The organism is Geobacter hydrogenophilus, assembly GCF_018501225.1.
GTDB classification, from domain to species: Bacteria; Desulfobacterota; Desulfuromonadia; order Geobacterales; family Geobacteraceae; genus Geobacter; species Geobacter hydrogenophilus.
The window spans coordinates 144,608-160,583 of the sequence record NZ_JAHCZI010000005.1; the positions used below are offsets into that span (position 1 = coordinate 144,608).

Genomic DNA, 15,976 nt, shown 5'->3' on the forward strand with positions numbered 1-15,976 from the left:
GCGCCACAATCCAGAGGATCACCCCAATAATTGCAGTAACCTACGGAGCGGACATGCTTACAGGAAAATCAATCCTCGTCACCGGCGGCACCGGCTCATTCGGCAAGAAGTTCATCGAGACAATCCTCGCATCGTATCCCGGGGTAAAACGGGTCGTGGTTTTCTCCCGGGACGAACTGAAGCAGTTCGAGATGGCGCAGCAGTTCCCGCCCGACAGGTACCGCCAGATTCGCTACTTTATCGGTGATGTTCGCGACAAAGACCGGCTTTATCGGGCCTTCGAGGGGATCGACATCGTTGTGCACGCCGCGGCCCTCAAGCAGGTGCCCGCCTGCGAGTACAACCCCTTCGAGGCCATCAAGACCAACATCCTCGGCGCCCAGAACATTATCGAAACTGCCGTCGAGCAGGGAATCGAGAAGGTGGTGGCCCTTTCAACCGACAAGGCGGCGGCCCCCATCAACCTCTACGGTGCAACAAAGCTCTGCTCTGATAAACTTTTCGTGGCGGCCAACAATTTCAAGGGGAAGAAAGACATCAAGTTTTCCGTGGTCCGCTACGGCAACGTCATGGGGAGCCGCGGCAGCGTCATCCCCTTTTTCCTGAAAAAGAGGCGCGAAGGGGTCCTTCCGGTCACCGACGAGCGGATGACCCGCTTCAACATCACCCTCGAAGACGGGGTCGAGTTGGTGCTCAAGGCACTGGACATCATGTGGGGAGGGGAAATTTTTGTCCCCAAGATTCCGAGCTACCGGATCCTGGATGTGGCCAAGGCCGTCGACTCGGGGTGCCGGATCGAGATCGTCGGTATCAGGCCAGGGGAGAAACTGCACGAGGAGATGATCACCACCACCGACGCCCTGAACACCATCGAGTTCAAGGACTACTTCGTCATTCTCCCTTCCATGCCTCTCTGGGACACCGAGCAGTTCGCGAACCACTTCGGCGGACGCCACTGTGGCGACGGGTTCGCCTACAACAGCGGCACCAATACCGACTGGTTGAGCGTCGAGCAACTGAAGGAATTGATTTACACCCATCTCAACCCTGACATCAACCGCCGCAAGGACGACTTCGCATGAGCAGTACCCCGATTCCCTATGGCCGCCAGAGCATCAGCCCTGCCGACATCCAGGCCGTCGTCGACGTCCTCAACTCCGACTGGCTCACCCAGGGGCCGACCGTGGAGCGCTTCGAACGGACCGTGGCCGACTACTGCGGCGCCGCCCATGCCGTGGCAGTGAACAGCGCCACTTCAGCCCTTCACATCGCCTGCCTTGCAGCGGGGCTCGGCCCCGGCGACATCCTCTGGACATCCCCGAACACCTTCGTCGCCTCTGCCAACTGCGGCCTGTACTGCGGCGCGACAGTAGACTTCGTGGACATCGATCCCCGCACCTACAACATGAGCGTCGAACGTCTGGAGGAAAAACTGGAGCGGGCCGCACGGGAAGGGAAACTGCCGAAGGTAGTTATTCCGGTCCATTTCGCGGGGCAGTCGTGCGACATGGAAGCCATCGCCCGCCTCGCCGAACGGTACGGGTTCATTGTCATTGAGGACGCCTCCCACGCCATCGGCGGACGGTACAAGGATGAACCGGTTGGGAACTGCCGGCATTCCACCATGACGGTGTTCAGCTTCCACCCCGTCAAGATTATCACCACCGGCGAGGGGGGGATGGTCCTCACCAACAGCGCCGAACTGCACGAAAGGTTGCTCCGGCTTCGCAGCCACGGCATCACCCGCGACCCGGCTCTCATGAAAGGAGAGTCCCATGGGCCGTGGTACTACGAACAGATCGAGCTCGGCTTCAACTACCGGATGACCGACATCCAGGCGGCCCTGGGGGTGAGCCAGATGACGCGGCTCGAAGAGTTCGTGGAGCGGCGCCACCACCTGGCAAAACGGTACAACGAAGCGCTGGCCCCCTTGCCGCTCACCCTCCCCTGGCAGCAGCCGGATACCCATTCGGCATTCCATCTCTACGTGATCCGCCTCAGTCTCGACCGCATCGGCCAGAACCGCCGGCACGTCTTCGAGACACTCCGGGAACGGGGCATTCTGGTTAATCTGCACTACATACCGGTGCATACCCAGCCCTATTACTGGGCTCAGGGATTCAAGGACGGAGACTTCCCCGCGGCAGAAGCCTACTACCGTGAGGCACTCTCCCTCCCCCTCTACGCCGGGCTGTCTGCAGAGGATCAGGATCGGGTCATCGCCGCGGTGCAGGAGGCGATTCAATGAATGTCGCCATCATACCGGCCCGGGGAGGAAGCAAGCGGATACCCCGCAAAAACATCAAGCCGTTCGCCGGCAGGCCGATGATCGCCCATTCCATAGTCGCAGCCCGGGAGTCAGGGCTTTTCGAGCGCATTATCGTCTCCACCGATGACGAGGAGATTGCCCAGGTGTCCCGTGATTACGGAGCGGAGGTCCCCTTCATGCGCCCGGCGGAACTGGCCGACGATTTTGCGGGGACCGACGCGGTTCTGCTCCACGCGTTGACGTGGCTGAAGGAGAGGGGAGAACTCCCCGACGCCTTTTGCTGCATCTACGCCACCGCCCCCTTTGTCAGAAGCGAGTTCCTGCGACAGGGGCTGGAGGCGCTCTATCGCGAGGAGGCGACGACGGCCTTTTCGGTAACCTCCTTTGCCTATTCCATCTTCAGGGCCCTTCGCACCACCACAAACGGCCGCCTCGAAATGATCTGGCCCGAAAACCGTGATCGCCGCTCCCAAGACCTGGGCGAGGCCTACCACGATGCGGGACAGTTCTACTGGGCCGATACCCAGAAGTACCTTGGCGAACAGAAACTTTTCTCCCGCGATGCCGTGCCGGTCTTCATCCCGCGCTACCTCGTGCAGGACATCGACACCCCCGAGGACTGGGAGACGGCGGAACGGATGTACCGGGCGCTGTTTTCATGATTCGGACGATGTGTTGTGGCTGACAAGCACCAGACCATTATCATGCGAACCGATGCGTCGGTCCAGATAGGGACCGGCCACGTCATGCGCTGCCTGACCCTGGCCGAAAGCCTGGCCAATCATGGCGCTCGTGTATCGTTCCTCTGCCGGGAACTGGATGGACACCTTTGCGACCACATCGAGGCGCGGGGCTTCCGTGCGTTTCGGCTGTCTCCCCAGGAGGATGACACCGGAACAGAGGAGATTCTCAAGGAACTGAGACCGGACTGGCTGGTCGTCGACCACTACTTCCTCGATGCGGCATGGGAGTCCCGCATGCGCCCCCATGTGGGAAAGATCATGGTCATCGATGATCTGGCGGATCGGCCCCACGACTGCGATCTCCTCCTGGATCAAAACTACTACGTCGACCTCGAGAATCGTTATCGGGGACTCGTCCCTGAGACCTGCCGCCTCTTTCTTGGCCCGCGCCATGCTTTGCTTCGGCCGGAATTTATTGCCGCGCGCAGTTCCCTGTTGGAAAGAAACGGCACCATAACCAGGGTGCTCGTCTTCTTCGGCGGCAGCGACAGCACCAATGAAACCGGGAAGACTCTCGATGCCCTCGCCCGCTACAAGGGGAAGAAACTTTCAGTCAATGTGGTGGTGGGCGCATCCAATCCACGCCGGGAAGAGATTCGGGAGCAGTGCGCCACGATTCCCGGCGTGACGTTCCACTGCCAGGTCCCGACCATGGCCCGGCTGATGGCCGAAGCGGACTTTGCCTTTGGCGCCGGAGGGACCGCCACGTGGGAACGGTGTTTTCTCGGCCTGCCGGCTGCCGCCATCGTGCTTGCCCAGAACCAGTTGGAGGTGATCCGGGCCGTTGCGGGGGCCGGAGCGCTGCGCAACCTGGGATGGCACCAGGACGTGACCGTCGACCGTATTGTAGAGGAACTGGAATGGGCCGTGGGCAATCCCGGCGCGGTGCGGGAGATGGGAATCCGGGCACAGGAGCTTATGAGGAGCAGCACGGCGCGGGAAGAGAGCCCCTTGATCAGGGCATTCTGCGAAGAAGGAGACGGATCATGCTGGAACGTTCCCAGTGCATCCTGAGGCCCGTGGGGCGGGACGACCTGGACAAGCTCCTGGAATGGCGCAATGTCGAGCGGATCAGGGCGTTCATGTACACCGACCATATCATCTCCCCGGAGGAGCACGCGGCCTGGTTCGAGCGCCTCGGGACGAACGACACGGCCCGAACCTTGATCTTCGAGGTGGATGGCCGTCCCTTGGGGGTGGTGAACGTCACCAGCATCGACCGCCGCAACGGCACCTGCCACTGGGGCTTCTACATCGGAGAAGCCGATGCCCCCCGCGGCAGCGGTACGGCACTGGGATATCTCGGCCTGGACCACATCTTCGGGACCCTCGGCATCCGCAAGGTGATCGGCGAGGCGTTTGCCTTCAACGAAGCAAGCATTGCCTTTCACCGCCGGCTCGGATTCTCTCAGGAAGGGCACTTCGTGCAGCACGTACTAAAGAACGGCAGCTACCACGACATCCTCTCCTTTGCCCTGTTCAGGGAGCAGTGGGAAGCCCACAAGCAGAACTTCACCCCCTTTAAACCGGAAGCAGGTAACCAATGATGCGTCAGATCGTTATCGACAACAGAGCCATCGGCCCGGACCAGCCGCCATTCATCATCGCCGAGATGTCGGGCAACCACAACCAGTCCCTTGACCGGGCGCTGGCCATCGTCGATGCAGCGGCGGACGCGGGAGCCCATGCTCTGAAACTCCAGACCTACACCGCCGACACCATGACCATCGACAGCGATGAGGGGGAGTTCCATATCAGCGACCCCAACAGCCTCTGGCAGGGAACGTCGCTCTACAAGCTCTACCAGGAGGCCTACACCCCCTGGGAGTGGCACAAGCCCATTTTCGACCGATGTCGGGAACGGGGACTCATCTGCTTCAGCACCCCCTTTGACGAAACCGCCGTCGACTTCCTCGAATCGCTCCAGGTCCCCTGCTACAAGATCGCCTCCTTCGAGAACACGGACCTGCCGCTTATCCGCAAGGTTGCCGCCACCGGCAAGCCGATGATCATCTCGACCGGCATGGCGACCGTGGCCGACTTGGACGAAACGGTGCGCGCAGCCCGGGAAGCGGGCTGCCAGGACCTGATTCTCCTCAAGTGCACCAGCACCTATCCCGCCACGCCGGAGAACACCAACATCCGCACCATCCCCCACCTGCGCGATCTGTTCCGCTGCGAGGCAGGACTCTCCGACCACACCATGGGGACAGGGGTGGCGGTCGCGGCAGTGGCCCTGGGCGCAACGGTCATCGAGAAACATTTCACCCTGTCAAGGGCCGACGGTGGGGTTGATTCCGCTTTTTCCCTGGAACCCCATGAAATGAAGATGCTGGTCGAGGAAACTGTGAGGGCCTGGCAGGCACTCGGTTCCATCAGCTACGGCCCCACGGAGCGGGAGGTGCCGTCGCTCAAGTTCCGCCGCTCCCTCTACGTGGTACGCAACATTGCCCAGGGAGAAGTCTTCAGCCCGGAAAACCTGAAAGCCATCCGCCCCGGTCTTGGGCTGCCGACGAAATACCTGGAACTCTTCCTTGGCAGGAAAGCTTCCCGGGACATCAAAAAGGGAACCCCCATCGACTGGAACCTGCTGGGCAACGAATAGAGCACGAAAGGATCACCATGGAAACTGCCGGGCACTCCCTCGGAACGTTGTTGACCAACCAATTCGGCGACCGCTATCTCTACGCCGTCAATCGCAATGCCTTCAACAGGATCGGCTCGGATGCCCTCTACCGCTCGCACTTTGGGGAAAAATTCTCAGCCGAATACCAGTTCAACATCATAATCGGCACAGATTCCGGGATGCTGGTCCGTCACATCGCCAAGTCCGGGATACCGACAGGATCACGCTTTCTTTTCATCGAATTGCCCGAAGTCCTCAGTGCCCTGGAAGGAACGGGCCTGCTGGACAACCTGCCGGCCGAAATTTCGGTAACGACCGCCGACTCGTGGCAGCAACAGGCCCGCGAATACCAGATAAGTGACTTCATCTTTCTCGATGCAGTCCTCTTTCTCGACTCTCTCGCCGCAACCGATGCCAATCTGCCGGAATACAGAAGCCTTTCCTGGGCAATCAACCAGGAACTCATGAAAAGCATCCACCGGATACAGGTTGCCAACAATTGTGCCCCATACATCTTGAAACAGCTGGAAAACCTCCCTGAAAACCGGGTCGCCGTCTCCACGGTCCTCGGCAATGTTTTTCCCGGCCGAACGGCAATTGTCCTGGCCGGCGGGCCATCTCTCAATGCAGCACTCCCCTGGGTCAGGGAAAACCGTGACCGGCTCGTGGTTATTGCCGTGTCACGGATCAGCAGGATTCTGCTCGACGAAGGGATAGTCCCCCACTTTGTGGTGTCGGTGGACCTCCAGAGGATAAGCTTCGACGTAAGCCGCGAGATGCTCCGCTTCGCCGACCTCCCCAATCCCCCCATCCTGGTCAACAGCCACCACGTATCCTCCCTCCTCCTGAGCCAGTGGGGAGGAACGTCGGTATACAGCAACCACCTTTTCCCCTGGAAAACGGAGCTGAACGTTAACACGCTTCCGTTCAGCGGCCCCACCGTCAGCAACTACGGCCTTTCCCTGGCGGTCAATCTGGGATGCACGACGATTATTCTCGCCGGCGTCAATCTCTGTTTCTCCGCGGAAGGCCAGACCCACGCCGCCGGAAGCAACGAGAACAAGGTGGGACCGGACTTGGGCCAGGTGGCTCCCCGTGTCGAGACGTACGGAGGCGCCTATGCCGACTCCAACCGCGGATACCTGGAATCCCTCGACGAGATGACGGTTCAGGCTCAATGGGCCCGCAACCTCGGCGTCCGTATCTACAACTGCTCGCTCGATGCCGCCAAAATCCCCCTTGTGGACTACAAGCCCCTCGACGAATTCGAGCTCCCCGGTGCCGATTCGCCCCCCGGTGACATACTCTCGGCCCTTGTCCCCCAAGCGACATCCAAAGATCGCATTACCCACTACAGGGCCATGATCAAGGAACTTTCCCGCGTACGGGGCAAGCTGCAGGAAATACTCAATCTGTGCAACGAAGCCCTCCGGCACTGCGACGGGCTCTTCGGACGAAACGGCAAAAAGCAGGATTTTCGGCACAAGATCCAGATGGACAAGATCGAACGTCGACTCGACCAGAGTCTCGGCGACTACACCAGACTGGTGAAGCAGTTTGGCATCAAGCGGTTCCTCGTCAGCCTCAAGGGAGCATCACGGGCTGAAGAAATGACCGATGAGCAAGTCGAGGCAGCAACCCGTCAGTATTACGAAACATACGTCGAAGGGACCGAAAACCTGATCAAAATTCTGGAGAGCACTACGGAAAGGATCTCTTCGCGTCTGGAAGAGGAAAAGGATTCTCCCGATTTCGGCATGCTGGTTTCTCAGTGGGAAAAGGACCAGCAATTCGGCCGGCTCCATGTCTGGCGTCATCGGCATCCCGAACGTGCTGCTGCCCTGGCATCAGCCGAGCCGGAAAAGGTGCGGGAACTGGAGGCGGAATTCACCCGTTCCATGACCGAGGAGGAGACATCACAAATCAAGCTCCTGGAACAGCTTCACGATCTCATCCATACCCGCAGCAAGGCGCTGCTCCTCTTCACGCGAGGCGAACGCGCGGAGTTGGAAACCATGGCCCGTGGGCTCCAGAAGCACCCCGACCAGGAGAAGGCACTCCCCTATCTCCATTTCATCAACGGTCTCCTGGCGGAATTGCGGGATGCTCCCCAGGAAGCGGTCTCCCACTACGAGAACCTGTTCACTGATCCGCCGCACATGCTGACTGAAGATGCGCTGCTACAGTTCGCATCCCTTGCCATGAAGTGCCAAGACGTGGAGAACTCGCTCCTGGCCATGGAGTGTCTCATAGGGGTATCGCCCTCCTATCTCCCGCCCTATGGCGACCTGCTCAAGGCCATTGGGCGCTTCGAGGAGGCGTTCGACGCCTATAACCGCTATCTGGGCTTTGCGCCCGATGACGTCGCCGCACTGGTAACCCTTGGCCTCTTCTGCAAAGAGGCGGGGCTGAAGGAGCCGGCAACTGAACTCTTCCTGAAAGTGATCGCAAAGGACCCAAACAACAGCGCGGCCAAGACCATCCTGCAGGAACTGGGAGCACCCGTTCCCGCTTGACGGAGCATCCCTGACGGCTCATTCCACACAAAATGCACGGCGTAGCAAAGCCGTGCATTTTTTTCTCAAGTTTTGTTAAACGTCACCGATAGAAGAACTAAGACCTTAATTTACAAAACGAATCACCACCCCTGACCGCACCTGCCAGGGGACAATCGAAACGTTGCAAGCCATCGAAATGGTAAACCCTGGGTAACCAGGCGGCACAAAGCTACCATCCTGTGTTGTGCAGGATAGAGGGGCTGTCGAAATGGCGCAAGAACGGGCCTGCCGTATATCTATTCAATAGATGGCAGGCCTTTTTTATTCGCGGCAAGGAGGTTGTCATGGAAGCAAAAAAATCAATGATATTGGTGAGTTGTGCAACATTTATCCTTGCCGTATTCTTGACTTCACCCTGTCTGGCAGGAGGAGTCCGGATCAGCTACCCCGACGGCAGGCCCGCCGCAAACCTCTCGGTGTCAATACTCGTGGACAGCCGCTATGAGTTTGCCCTCTCCACCGACAATAACGGTTACTTCCTCTTCCCGACGAATGACTTTTCGGCCGCCCTCATCACCGCCAAAGAGCCCGGAGGCGCTGAATTCATCCCTGTCACACTGCCAGCAAGAATCATCGCATCGGGCGACACCGCCCTGGTATTGCAACCCTTACTTTAATTACATTCGGAACCCGTACCCGTTTTTTTCGAGGAGGATGGTATGAAACGCGGATTGTACAACGCTGCGACAGGCCTTATGGCGGTGATCGCTCTCGTGATCCTTGCCCTCGGCTCGGATGCCTTCGCCTACCAGTTGAAGGGAACTATCTATGGGGGAAGCAACCCGCTCCCCAACGCGAAAGTCGACCTGATCAACGCGGCGACCTTCGCCAACCTGTCGAGTACCACGTCGAACAGTAGCGGCGGCTACGGCTTTTCGACCGGCAACGGCACCTACAATCTGAACGTCAGCCCCCCCTCGGCAAGCGGTTTCAGCCAGTCGATCGTAAACGGGATCGCGGTCAGCGGCGCAGACGTCACCCAGAACGTGGTGCTGATGCAGCAGGCCATCACCGTTTCAGGAACGGTCAAGAGCTCGGATGGAACCGTGGTGCAGGGAGCTACCGTGTACTTCAGGTACGCAGGAACCTCCACCGTCGCAAAACAGATCGTCACCGATGCCTCAGGTGCCTACTCATCCTCCCTTTCCCCCGGCTCCTACGACATTCAGGTCAGTGCATCCAGGGGGAGTGTCAACCATGTCGCTTCAAGCGTAAGCTACTACTTCTATAACCAGTCATTTTCGGCCACCACCACCAAAGACCTGCTCCTCCCGACAGTCAAGGTAACGGGGAAAACCACCGACAGCAACGGAATCGCCGTCGCCGGTGTTACCCTCAGGGCGGAATACACCAGTGGCTCGGGCTTCTACCTGAACTACGAAACCGCAACCTCTGACGCAAATGGCTCATATACCCTCTATCTGCCGCCATACAACAATTACCTCATAACCTCTACCCCGCCGACCGGCAATACGGTCCTCGCACCGACCAACTTCACCGGGCAGAATTTTTCTTCGGATACCGTAAAGGATTTCGCCCTGAGGTCGGCAATAACCGTCTCCGGGACGGTCACCAGCTCCGACGGGACAACCGTTCAAAATGCAACCATATACTTCCGATACGCCGGGACATCCACAGTAGCGAAGTCAGTTTCCTCGGGAACGACGGGCACGTACACCGTACTTCTCTCCCCCGGCTCCTACGACATCCAGATCAGTGCATCCAAGGGGAGTGTCAACCATATTGCTTCAAACGTAAGCTACTACCTCTATAGCCAGTCATTTTCAGCCACCACCACCAAGGATTTTCTCCTCTCGACAGTCAAGGTGACAGGGAAAACCACCGACAGCAACGGAGTAGCCGTCGCCGGTGTTACCCTCAGAGCGGAATACACCAGCAGCGCGGACTTCTACCTGAACTACGAAACCGCCACCTCTGACGCAAATGGCTCATATACCCTCTATCTGCCGCCATACAGCAATTACCTCATCACCGCTACCCCGCCGACCGGCAATACGGTCCTCGCACCGACCAATTTCACCGGGCAGAATTTTACATCGGACACCGTAAAGGATTTCGCCCTGAGTTCGGCGGTAACCGTTTCCGGAACGGTGACCAGTTCCGACGGGACGGCCGTTCAAAATGCAACCATATACTTCAGGTATGCCGGCACATCCACAACAGCGAAGTCAGTTTCCTCGGGAACGGACGGTCTGTACACGGCACTTGTTGCTCCGGGCGCCTACGACATCCAGGTCAGCGCATCCAAGGGTAGTGTCAACCATGTTGCTTCAAGCGTAAGCTACTACCTATACAACCAGTCGTTCTCAGCCAACACAACCAAGGACCTGAACCTCTCGACAGTCAAGATAACAGGAAAGACAACCGATAGTAACGGCGTCCCCATTGCCGGAGTTTCCGTAAGGGCGGAATACATCAGCGGTTCGGGGTTTTACCTGAACTACGAATCGGCCACCTCCGATGCCAGTGGCACATACATCCTCTACCTGCCGCCCTACAACGGCTACTCCATCAACATCACGCCTCCGACCGGCAGCGGATTCTCGTCGCAGATGCTCAGGAGCCTGAACTACTCGACGGATCTGCTCCAGAACATCATCCTTGACCTTCCCGACACGAAGCCGCCGGTGATCGTCTCCGGCCCCGCCGTCTCAGCGATCACCAACACCTCGGCGGTGGTCGAGTGGCAGACCAGCGAACCGACCACGGCAGCCCTCAAATACGGCATTGCTAACCCGCCGGCAACAGGGGTTGCAATCGCAACGGCACGAGCGAACCACTCCCAGACCCTGAGCGGACTCAGTGCCGATACCACCTACTATGTCAGCGTGGCGGCCACCGACGTCAGCGGTAACGGCCCTGTCGCGAGCCCCGTGGCTTCGTTCCGCACCAAGCAGCTTGCCGACACCACGCCACCGACCATCCTCGAAGGGCCGATCGTCACGTCCATAACCCAGGGCAGCGCTGTCGTGGGGTGGCTTACCGACGAACCATCAACGGGAACCCTCTACTACGGCCTGACCAGCAACCCCGGCACTACCAAGAGCGATGCGACGCAGGCGACTGGCCACCGGCTCTCTCTCACCGGCCTTGCCGCTGACACCCTTTACTATGTCAAAGTGGCGGCAAAGGACCTGAAGGGGAACGGCCCGACCACCAGCGCCGTCGTATCCTTCAAAACCCTGGCCGCAGCCGACACCACGGCGCCGCTGATCGTCGAAGGCCCCATGGCGATCAACATCTCCGACACGGAAGCCACCATCCTCTGGAAAACCGACGAACCGGCCACCAGCGGCGTTTCCTACAATGACGGCGTCGCCTACGGCGTCACCGCGGATGCGGGTCTGGTCACCGAGCACTCGGTACGCCTGACCGGCCTCAAACCCTCCGCCCTGCACACCTATACCGTTTCCTCCAAGGACGCCCTCGGCAACGGCCCGGTACTGAGCCAGCCGGCCACGTTCAAGACCCTGGCGACACCTGACACCACGCCCCCTGTCATTATTGAGCGGTCGGTGGTGGTCTACACGACCCACCAGTCGGCGGTCATCTTCTGGCGCACCGACGAGCCCGCCGACAGTCTCGTGGAATTCGGCAAAGCCGATACGCTCGGCAGCAGCGAAGGGAAAGCTGCCCTGGTCACCCATCACACCATTACCCTCACCGGCCTTGAGCAGGGCACCCTCTACTACTTCCGCGTCAGCTCCAAGGATGCCGCCGGCAACGGCCCAACGGTGAGCACGATCCTCACCTTCACCACCGACACGCTTCCCAAGGCCAAGTCCCTCGTCATCACCAAAGGGCCGGATGTGGTTGACCTTTCCTACAATCAGGCCACCATCTCCTGGGAAACCGATATCCCGGCCGACTCGGCAATCGACTATTCCACGGCAGGCGTTCCGGGCACGATGCGCGTTTCCGACGCCAAGCGGGAAAAGCTGCACCAGCTGACTGTCACCAATCTCGCGCAGAACTCTCCCTATACCGCGACGGTCATCTCCTCCAGCGTTGACGGCGCCACCGCCAAGGCTCCGGTCAGCTTCTCCACCCTCAATCCGCCGGATACGGACGCGCCGCAGATCATCGACGGCCCCACCGCCATCGGGATCACCGACAGCAAGGCAAGCATCAAGTGGCGCACCGACCGGGCCGCCGACTCCCGCGTCTACTTCGGCATCCAGGGTCAGCCCATGGACAACTTCGAGGGGGAAACCAAGTTCCTCAAGGAGCATGTGGTGGTCCTGACCAACCTCCAGCCCGCCACCACCTATGCCTATTACGTAGTATCGTACGATCCGAAGGGTAACGGCCCGGCCACAAGCTCGGTCTGGACCTTCACCACCAAGGGAACCGCTGACACGACCGGCCCGACCATGACCACGCCGACGGTTTCCGGCATCACCGAATCCCAGGCGGTCATCAGCTGGACCACCGGCGAACCGGCCACCACCCAGGTAGCCTTCGGCCTGGCCGCCGACCTGCTCAACAGCCAGTCGGCAACGCCGGGGCTCAGGGAAACCCATGACATTACGCTCACAAACCTGGCAGCTGAGACCACATACTATGTCAAGGCCATCTCGGCCGACACCACCGGCAACCAGTCCGAAAGCACCGTGGTCTCGTTCACCACGATGGCAGCCCCGCGCTACTGGAAGGTGACCCCTGCGGCCCCGGCCTACGGAACCATCTCCCCCAGCAGCGTCCAGACCGTCCTTGAAGGGACAACCACATCCTTCACCCTCACCCCTTCAACCGGTTACATGATCGCATCCGCCAGCGGCTGTGGCGGCACCCTCTCGGGTGACACCTTCACCACCGGGCCGGTGACAGCCGACTGCACCGTAACGGCTCTGTTCGTCAGCGACAAGCCGGCTGTCACGTTGGCAGCCAGCCTGCCGAGCCCGCAACAGGTAGGCAGCTCCGTCACCTTCACGGCAACCGGCAGCGGCGGAAGGGGGAGTTACGAGTACGCCTTCCAGGTCATGGAGGGAGGGGTGTGGAAAACCGCTCAGGACTACAGCAGCCTCAACACCTGGGTATGGGACACCACGGGCAAGGCGGCCGCAGCATACAACCTCAAGGTGCTGATCCGGAACGCCGGCTCGACAGCGGCCTCTGAAGGTTTTGCTTCATTGGTGTACAGCCTCTCAGCCCTACCAAAGCCAACCGTTACCCTGTCGGCCTCTCTAGCCAGCCCCCAAGTGGTGGGGACCCAGGTCACCTTCACTGCCGCCGGCAGCGGTGGCACTGGCAGCTATGAGTATGCGTTCCAACTCATCGAAGGGGGCGTCTGGAAGACCAAACAGGCGTACAGCAACACCGCAACCTGGACTTGGGACACCACGGGGAGCCCCATAACGACCTATTCCCTCAAGGTATTGATCCGCAACTCCGGTTCGACGGCTGACTCCGAGGGGAGCGCGTCCTTAGGCTACATACTTTCCGCTCCGCCGAAACCGACCGTGCAGCTGACCGCAAATCCTGCCAGCCCGCAGGTGGTCGGGGCTCAGGTGACCTTCACCGCCACGGGGAGCGGCGGCACCGGCGGCTACGAGTATCAGTTCCGCATCCTGGATGGTGGCGTCTGGAGCATCGCCCAGACCTACGGAACCCCCAGCACCTTCGTCCTGGACACAACTGGCAAAAACGTAGGGACGTATCGGGTGGAAGTACAGATCCGCAACGCAAACTCGACGGCGGATGTGGAAGGCTCCAGTTATCTGGACTACTCCATAACGCTCCCGCCGAAACCGACCGTGAGCGTCACAGCGAATCCTGCCGGCCCGCAACCGACAGGAACGTCGATTACCTTCACCGCCACCGGCAGCAGCGGGACAGGTAGTTACGAATATGCATTCCAGATGCTCAACAACGGCGTTTGGGAGACGGTTCAAGCCTACGGAACCGCCAACACCTGGGCGTGGGACACGACGGGTAAAGCAGCCGCAACGTACAGCGTCAAGGCCCTGATCCGCACCCCCGGCTCAACGGTAGACGAGGATTCCGCTCTCATCAGCTACACGCTCGCGGCTCTCCCCAAGCCGACCGTCAAGCTCTCGGGTGACAAGGCCAGCCCGCAGGTGGTCGGGAGCCAGATCACCTTCACCGCAGTCGGTAGCGCCGGCACCGGGAGTTATGAGTATGCATTCCAGATCATGGAGGGGGGTGCCTGGAATACCAAGCAGCCTTACAGCAGCACCGCAACCTGGACATGGGACACCACCGGGATCACCCTCACGACCTATACGATCAGGGTACTGATACGCAACGCCGGCTCGACGGCCGATCTGGAAGCATCTGCCGCGCTTTCCTACGTGATCACGGCACCACCGAAACCGACCGTGCAGCTTGACCCGACTCCTGCAAGCCCGCAGGTGGCAGGGACCCCGGTCACCTTCACCGCCACCGGCAACGGCGGTAGCGGAAGCTACGAGTATTCATTCCAGGTCCTGGAAGGGGGCGTCTGGAAGACCATGCAGGCTTACAGCGGCACCAATACCTGGACCTGGGACACCACGGGCAAAGTGGCTACCACGTATTCCGTCAAGGTACTGATCCGCAATGCCGGTTCCTCCGCCGCGTCGGAAGGTACGGCGCTGCTTAACTATGTCCTTACCGCACCGCCAAAGCCGACCGTGCAGCTGGCGGCAGTTCCGGCAAGTCCGCAGATTGCAGGTACCCAGATCACCTTCACCGCCACCGGCAGCGGCGGATCAGGCAGCTACGAATACGAGTTCAGGATATATGAGGGCGGCGCATGGAAGACCATGCAAACATACTCCGGCGCCAATACGTGGACATGGGACACAACCGGGAAGATCGCCACAACGTACCAGGTCGGCGTGCTCATTCGCAACGCCGGTTCGACCGCGGCATCGGAAGGGAGCGTAACGCTCAACTACGCCCTGACCACGCCACCTACCCCAAAGGTAACGCTCGCGGCAAGCGTGCCTAGCCCACAACTCGTCGGAACCCAGATCACGTTCACTGCCACCGGCAGCGGCGGAACCGGCAACTACGAGTACTCGTTCCAGGTATACGACGGGGTCTGGACTACCGTTCAGCCCTACAGCGGCGCCAACACCTGGACCTGGGACACCACGGGCAAAAAGTACATGGGCTATACCGTCAAGGTTCTGATACGCAACGTGGGTTCAACGGCAGCGTCGCAGTCCTCCGCGCAAATGAGCTATGTGCTCACCTCTCCGCCCAAGCCGACGGTAACGTTGGCCGTCGCCCCGACAAGCCCGCAACGTGTAGGGACGCAGATTACCTTTACCGCCACAGGAAGCGGCGGAACCGGCAGCTACGAATATGCTTTCGAGATGATGGAGGCCGGCGTCTGGACAAGAAAGCAGGATTTCAGCGCCAACAACGCCTGGACGTGGGACACGGCAGGGCTGGCACCAAACACTTACTCCATCAGGGCCGTTATACGTAACGCAGGCTCAGCCGCCACACTGGAGGGAAGCGCGTCGAAGCTCTTTACCCTGTCCCCCTGAGCGGCGGATATGACGCAGTATTTGTAAGGCGAAGTCCCGCGGTGAATGCCGCGGGACTTCGCCGTTTCGAGGGCCGTGAAATGGTCGGTTGAAGCGAGCAGGCATTAAGGGCGCGGAAAGAGCCCTTCGAGCCGAGCAAGACTTTAGAATATGAGTTGAATCATGCTGCCGATGGAGCCAACGGGTTCTGGTGATGCAGGAAACCGATACAGGATGGTTTGATGATGATGATCGATCGTGAGTTGAAAGGGAGAAGG

The 15,976-nt window shown here is 59.9% G+C and carries 9 protein-coding genes and 1 riboswitch; all 9 genes read left to right on the top strand.

Annotation, left to right across the window (positions count from 1 at the left end; all coding sequences use genetic code 11):
- Window positions 1-53 precede the first annotated feature (53 nt).
- On the top strand, window positions 54-1,082 hold the full coding sequence (pseB, locus tag KI811_RS10400; RefSeq protein WP_214186409.1) for a UDP-N-acetylglucosamine 4,6-dehydratase (inverting): 1,029 nt from the start codon (window positions 54-56) through the stop codon (window positions 1,080-1,082).
- On the top strand, window positions 1,079-2,248 hold the full coding sequence (gene pseC / locus KI811_RS10405) for a UDP-4-amino-4,6-dideoxy-N-acetyl-beta-L-altrosamine transaminase (RefSeq protein WP_214186410.1): 1,170 nt from the start codon (window positions 1,079-1,081) through the stop codon (window positions 2,246-2,248). The genes pseB and pseC overlap by 4 nt, the downstream gene beginning before the upstream one ends.
- Window positions 2,245-2,931 (top strand): pseudaminic acid cytidylyltransferase, encoded by a 687-nt coding sequence (gene pseF, locus KI811_RS10410; protein ID WP_214186411.1) that lies wholly within the window; start codon window positions 2,245-2,247, stop codon window positions 2,929-2,931. Before pseC ends, pseF begins: the two co-directional genes overlap by 4 nt.
- Window positions 2,932-2,946: 15 nt before the next feature.
- A complete protein-coding gene (gene pseG / locus KI811_RS10415; RefSeq protein WP_214186412.1) occupies window positions 2,947-4,026 on the top strand; it encodes a UDP-2,4-diacetamido-2,4,6-trideoxy-beta-L-altropyranose hydrolase in 1,080 nt (359 codons plus the stop codon).
- Window positions 3,999-4,559, top strand: a complete 561-nt coding sequence (pseH, locus tag KI811_RS10420) for a UDP-4-amino-4,6-dideoxy-N-acetyl-beta-L-altrosamine N-acetyltransferase (protein ID WP_214186413.1) — start codon at window positions 3,999-4,001, stop codon at window positions 4,557-4,559. The genes pseG and pseH overlap by 28 nt, the downstream gene beginning before the upstream one ends.
- Window positions 4,556-5,617 carry a pseudaminic acid synthase gene (gene pseI, locus KI811_RS10425; RefSeq protein ID WP_246551651.1) on the top strand — a complete coding sequence of 354 codons (1,062 nt, stop codon included), beginning with the start codon at window positions 4,556-4,558 and terminating at the stop codon, window positions 5,615-5,617. The genes pseH and pseI overlap by 4 nt, the downstream gene beginning before the upstream one ends.
- A gap of 17 nt (window positions 5,618-5,634) precedes the next feature.
- Window positions 5,635-8,154 (top strand): 6-hydroxymethylpterin diphosphokinase MptE-like protein, encoded by a 2,520-nt coding sequence (locus KI811_RS10430; protein WP_214186414.1) that lies wholly within the window; start codon window positions 5,635-5,637, stop codon window positions 8,152-8,154.
- Between the two features lie 170 nt (window positions 8,155-8,324).
- Window positions 8,325-8,404, top strand: a riboswitch (cyclic di-GMP riboswitch).
- Between the two features lie 76 nt (window positions 8,405-8,480).
- Complete coding sequence (locus KI811_RS10435; RefSeq protein ID WP_214186415.1) at window positions 8,481-8,813, top strand: hypothetical protein; 333 nt, start codon at window positions 8,481-8,483, stop codon at window positions 8,811-8,813.
- Between the two features lie 42 nt (window positions 8,814-8,855).
- Window positions 8,856-15,719, top strand: a complete 6,864-nt coding sequence (locus tag KI811_RS10440; protein WP_214186416.1) for a carboxypeptidase regulatory-like domain-containing protein — start codon at window positions 8,856-8,858, stop codon at window positions 15,717-15,719.
- The last annotated feature ends 257 nt before the right edge of the window (window positions 15,720-15,976 follow it).

Bases quoted from the DNA above. Each gene is read 5' to 3' on its own strand.
- KI811_RS10435 (WP_214186415.1), top strand. From the start codon at position 8,481: ATGGAAGCAAAAAAATCAATGATATTGGTGAGTTGTGCAACATTTATC.
- pseB (WP_214186409.1), top strand. From the start codon at position 54: ATGCTTACAGGAAAATCAATCCTCGTCACCGGCGGCACCGGCTCATTC.
- pseC (WP_214186410.1), top strand. From the start codon at position 1,079: ATGAGCAGTACCCCGATTCCCTATGGCCGCCAGAGCATCAGCCCTGCC.
- KI811_RS10440 (WP_214186416.1), top strand. From the start codon at position 8,856: ATGAAACGCGGATTGTACAACGCTGCGACAGGCCTTATGGCGGTGATC.
- KI811_RS10430 (WP_214186414.1), top strand. From the start codon at position 5,635: ATGGAAACTGCCGGGCACTCCCTCGGAACGTTGTTGACCAACCAATTC.
- pseH (WP_214186413.1), top strand. From the start codon at position 3,999: ATGCTGGAACGTTCCCAGTGCATCCTGAGGCCCGTGGGGCGGGACGAC.
- pseI (WP_246551651.1), top strand. From the start codon at position 4,556: ATGATGCGTCAGATCGTTATCGACAACAGAGCCATCGGCCCGGACCAG.
- pseF (WP_214186411.1), top strand. From the start codon at position 2,245: ATGAATGTCGCCATCATACCGGCCCGGGGAGGAAGCAAGCGGATACCC.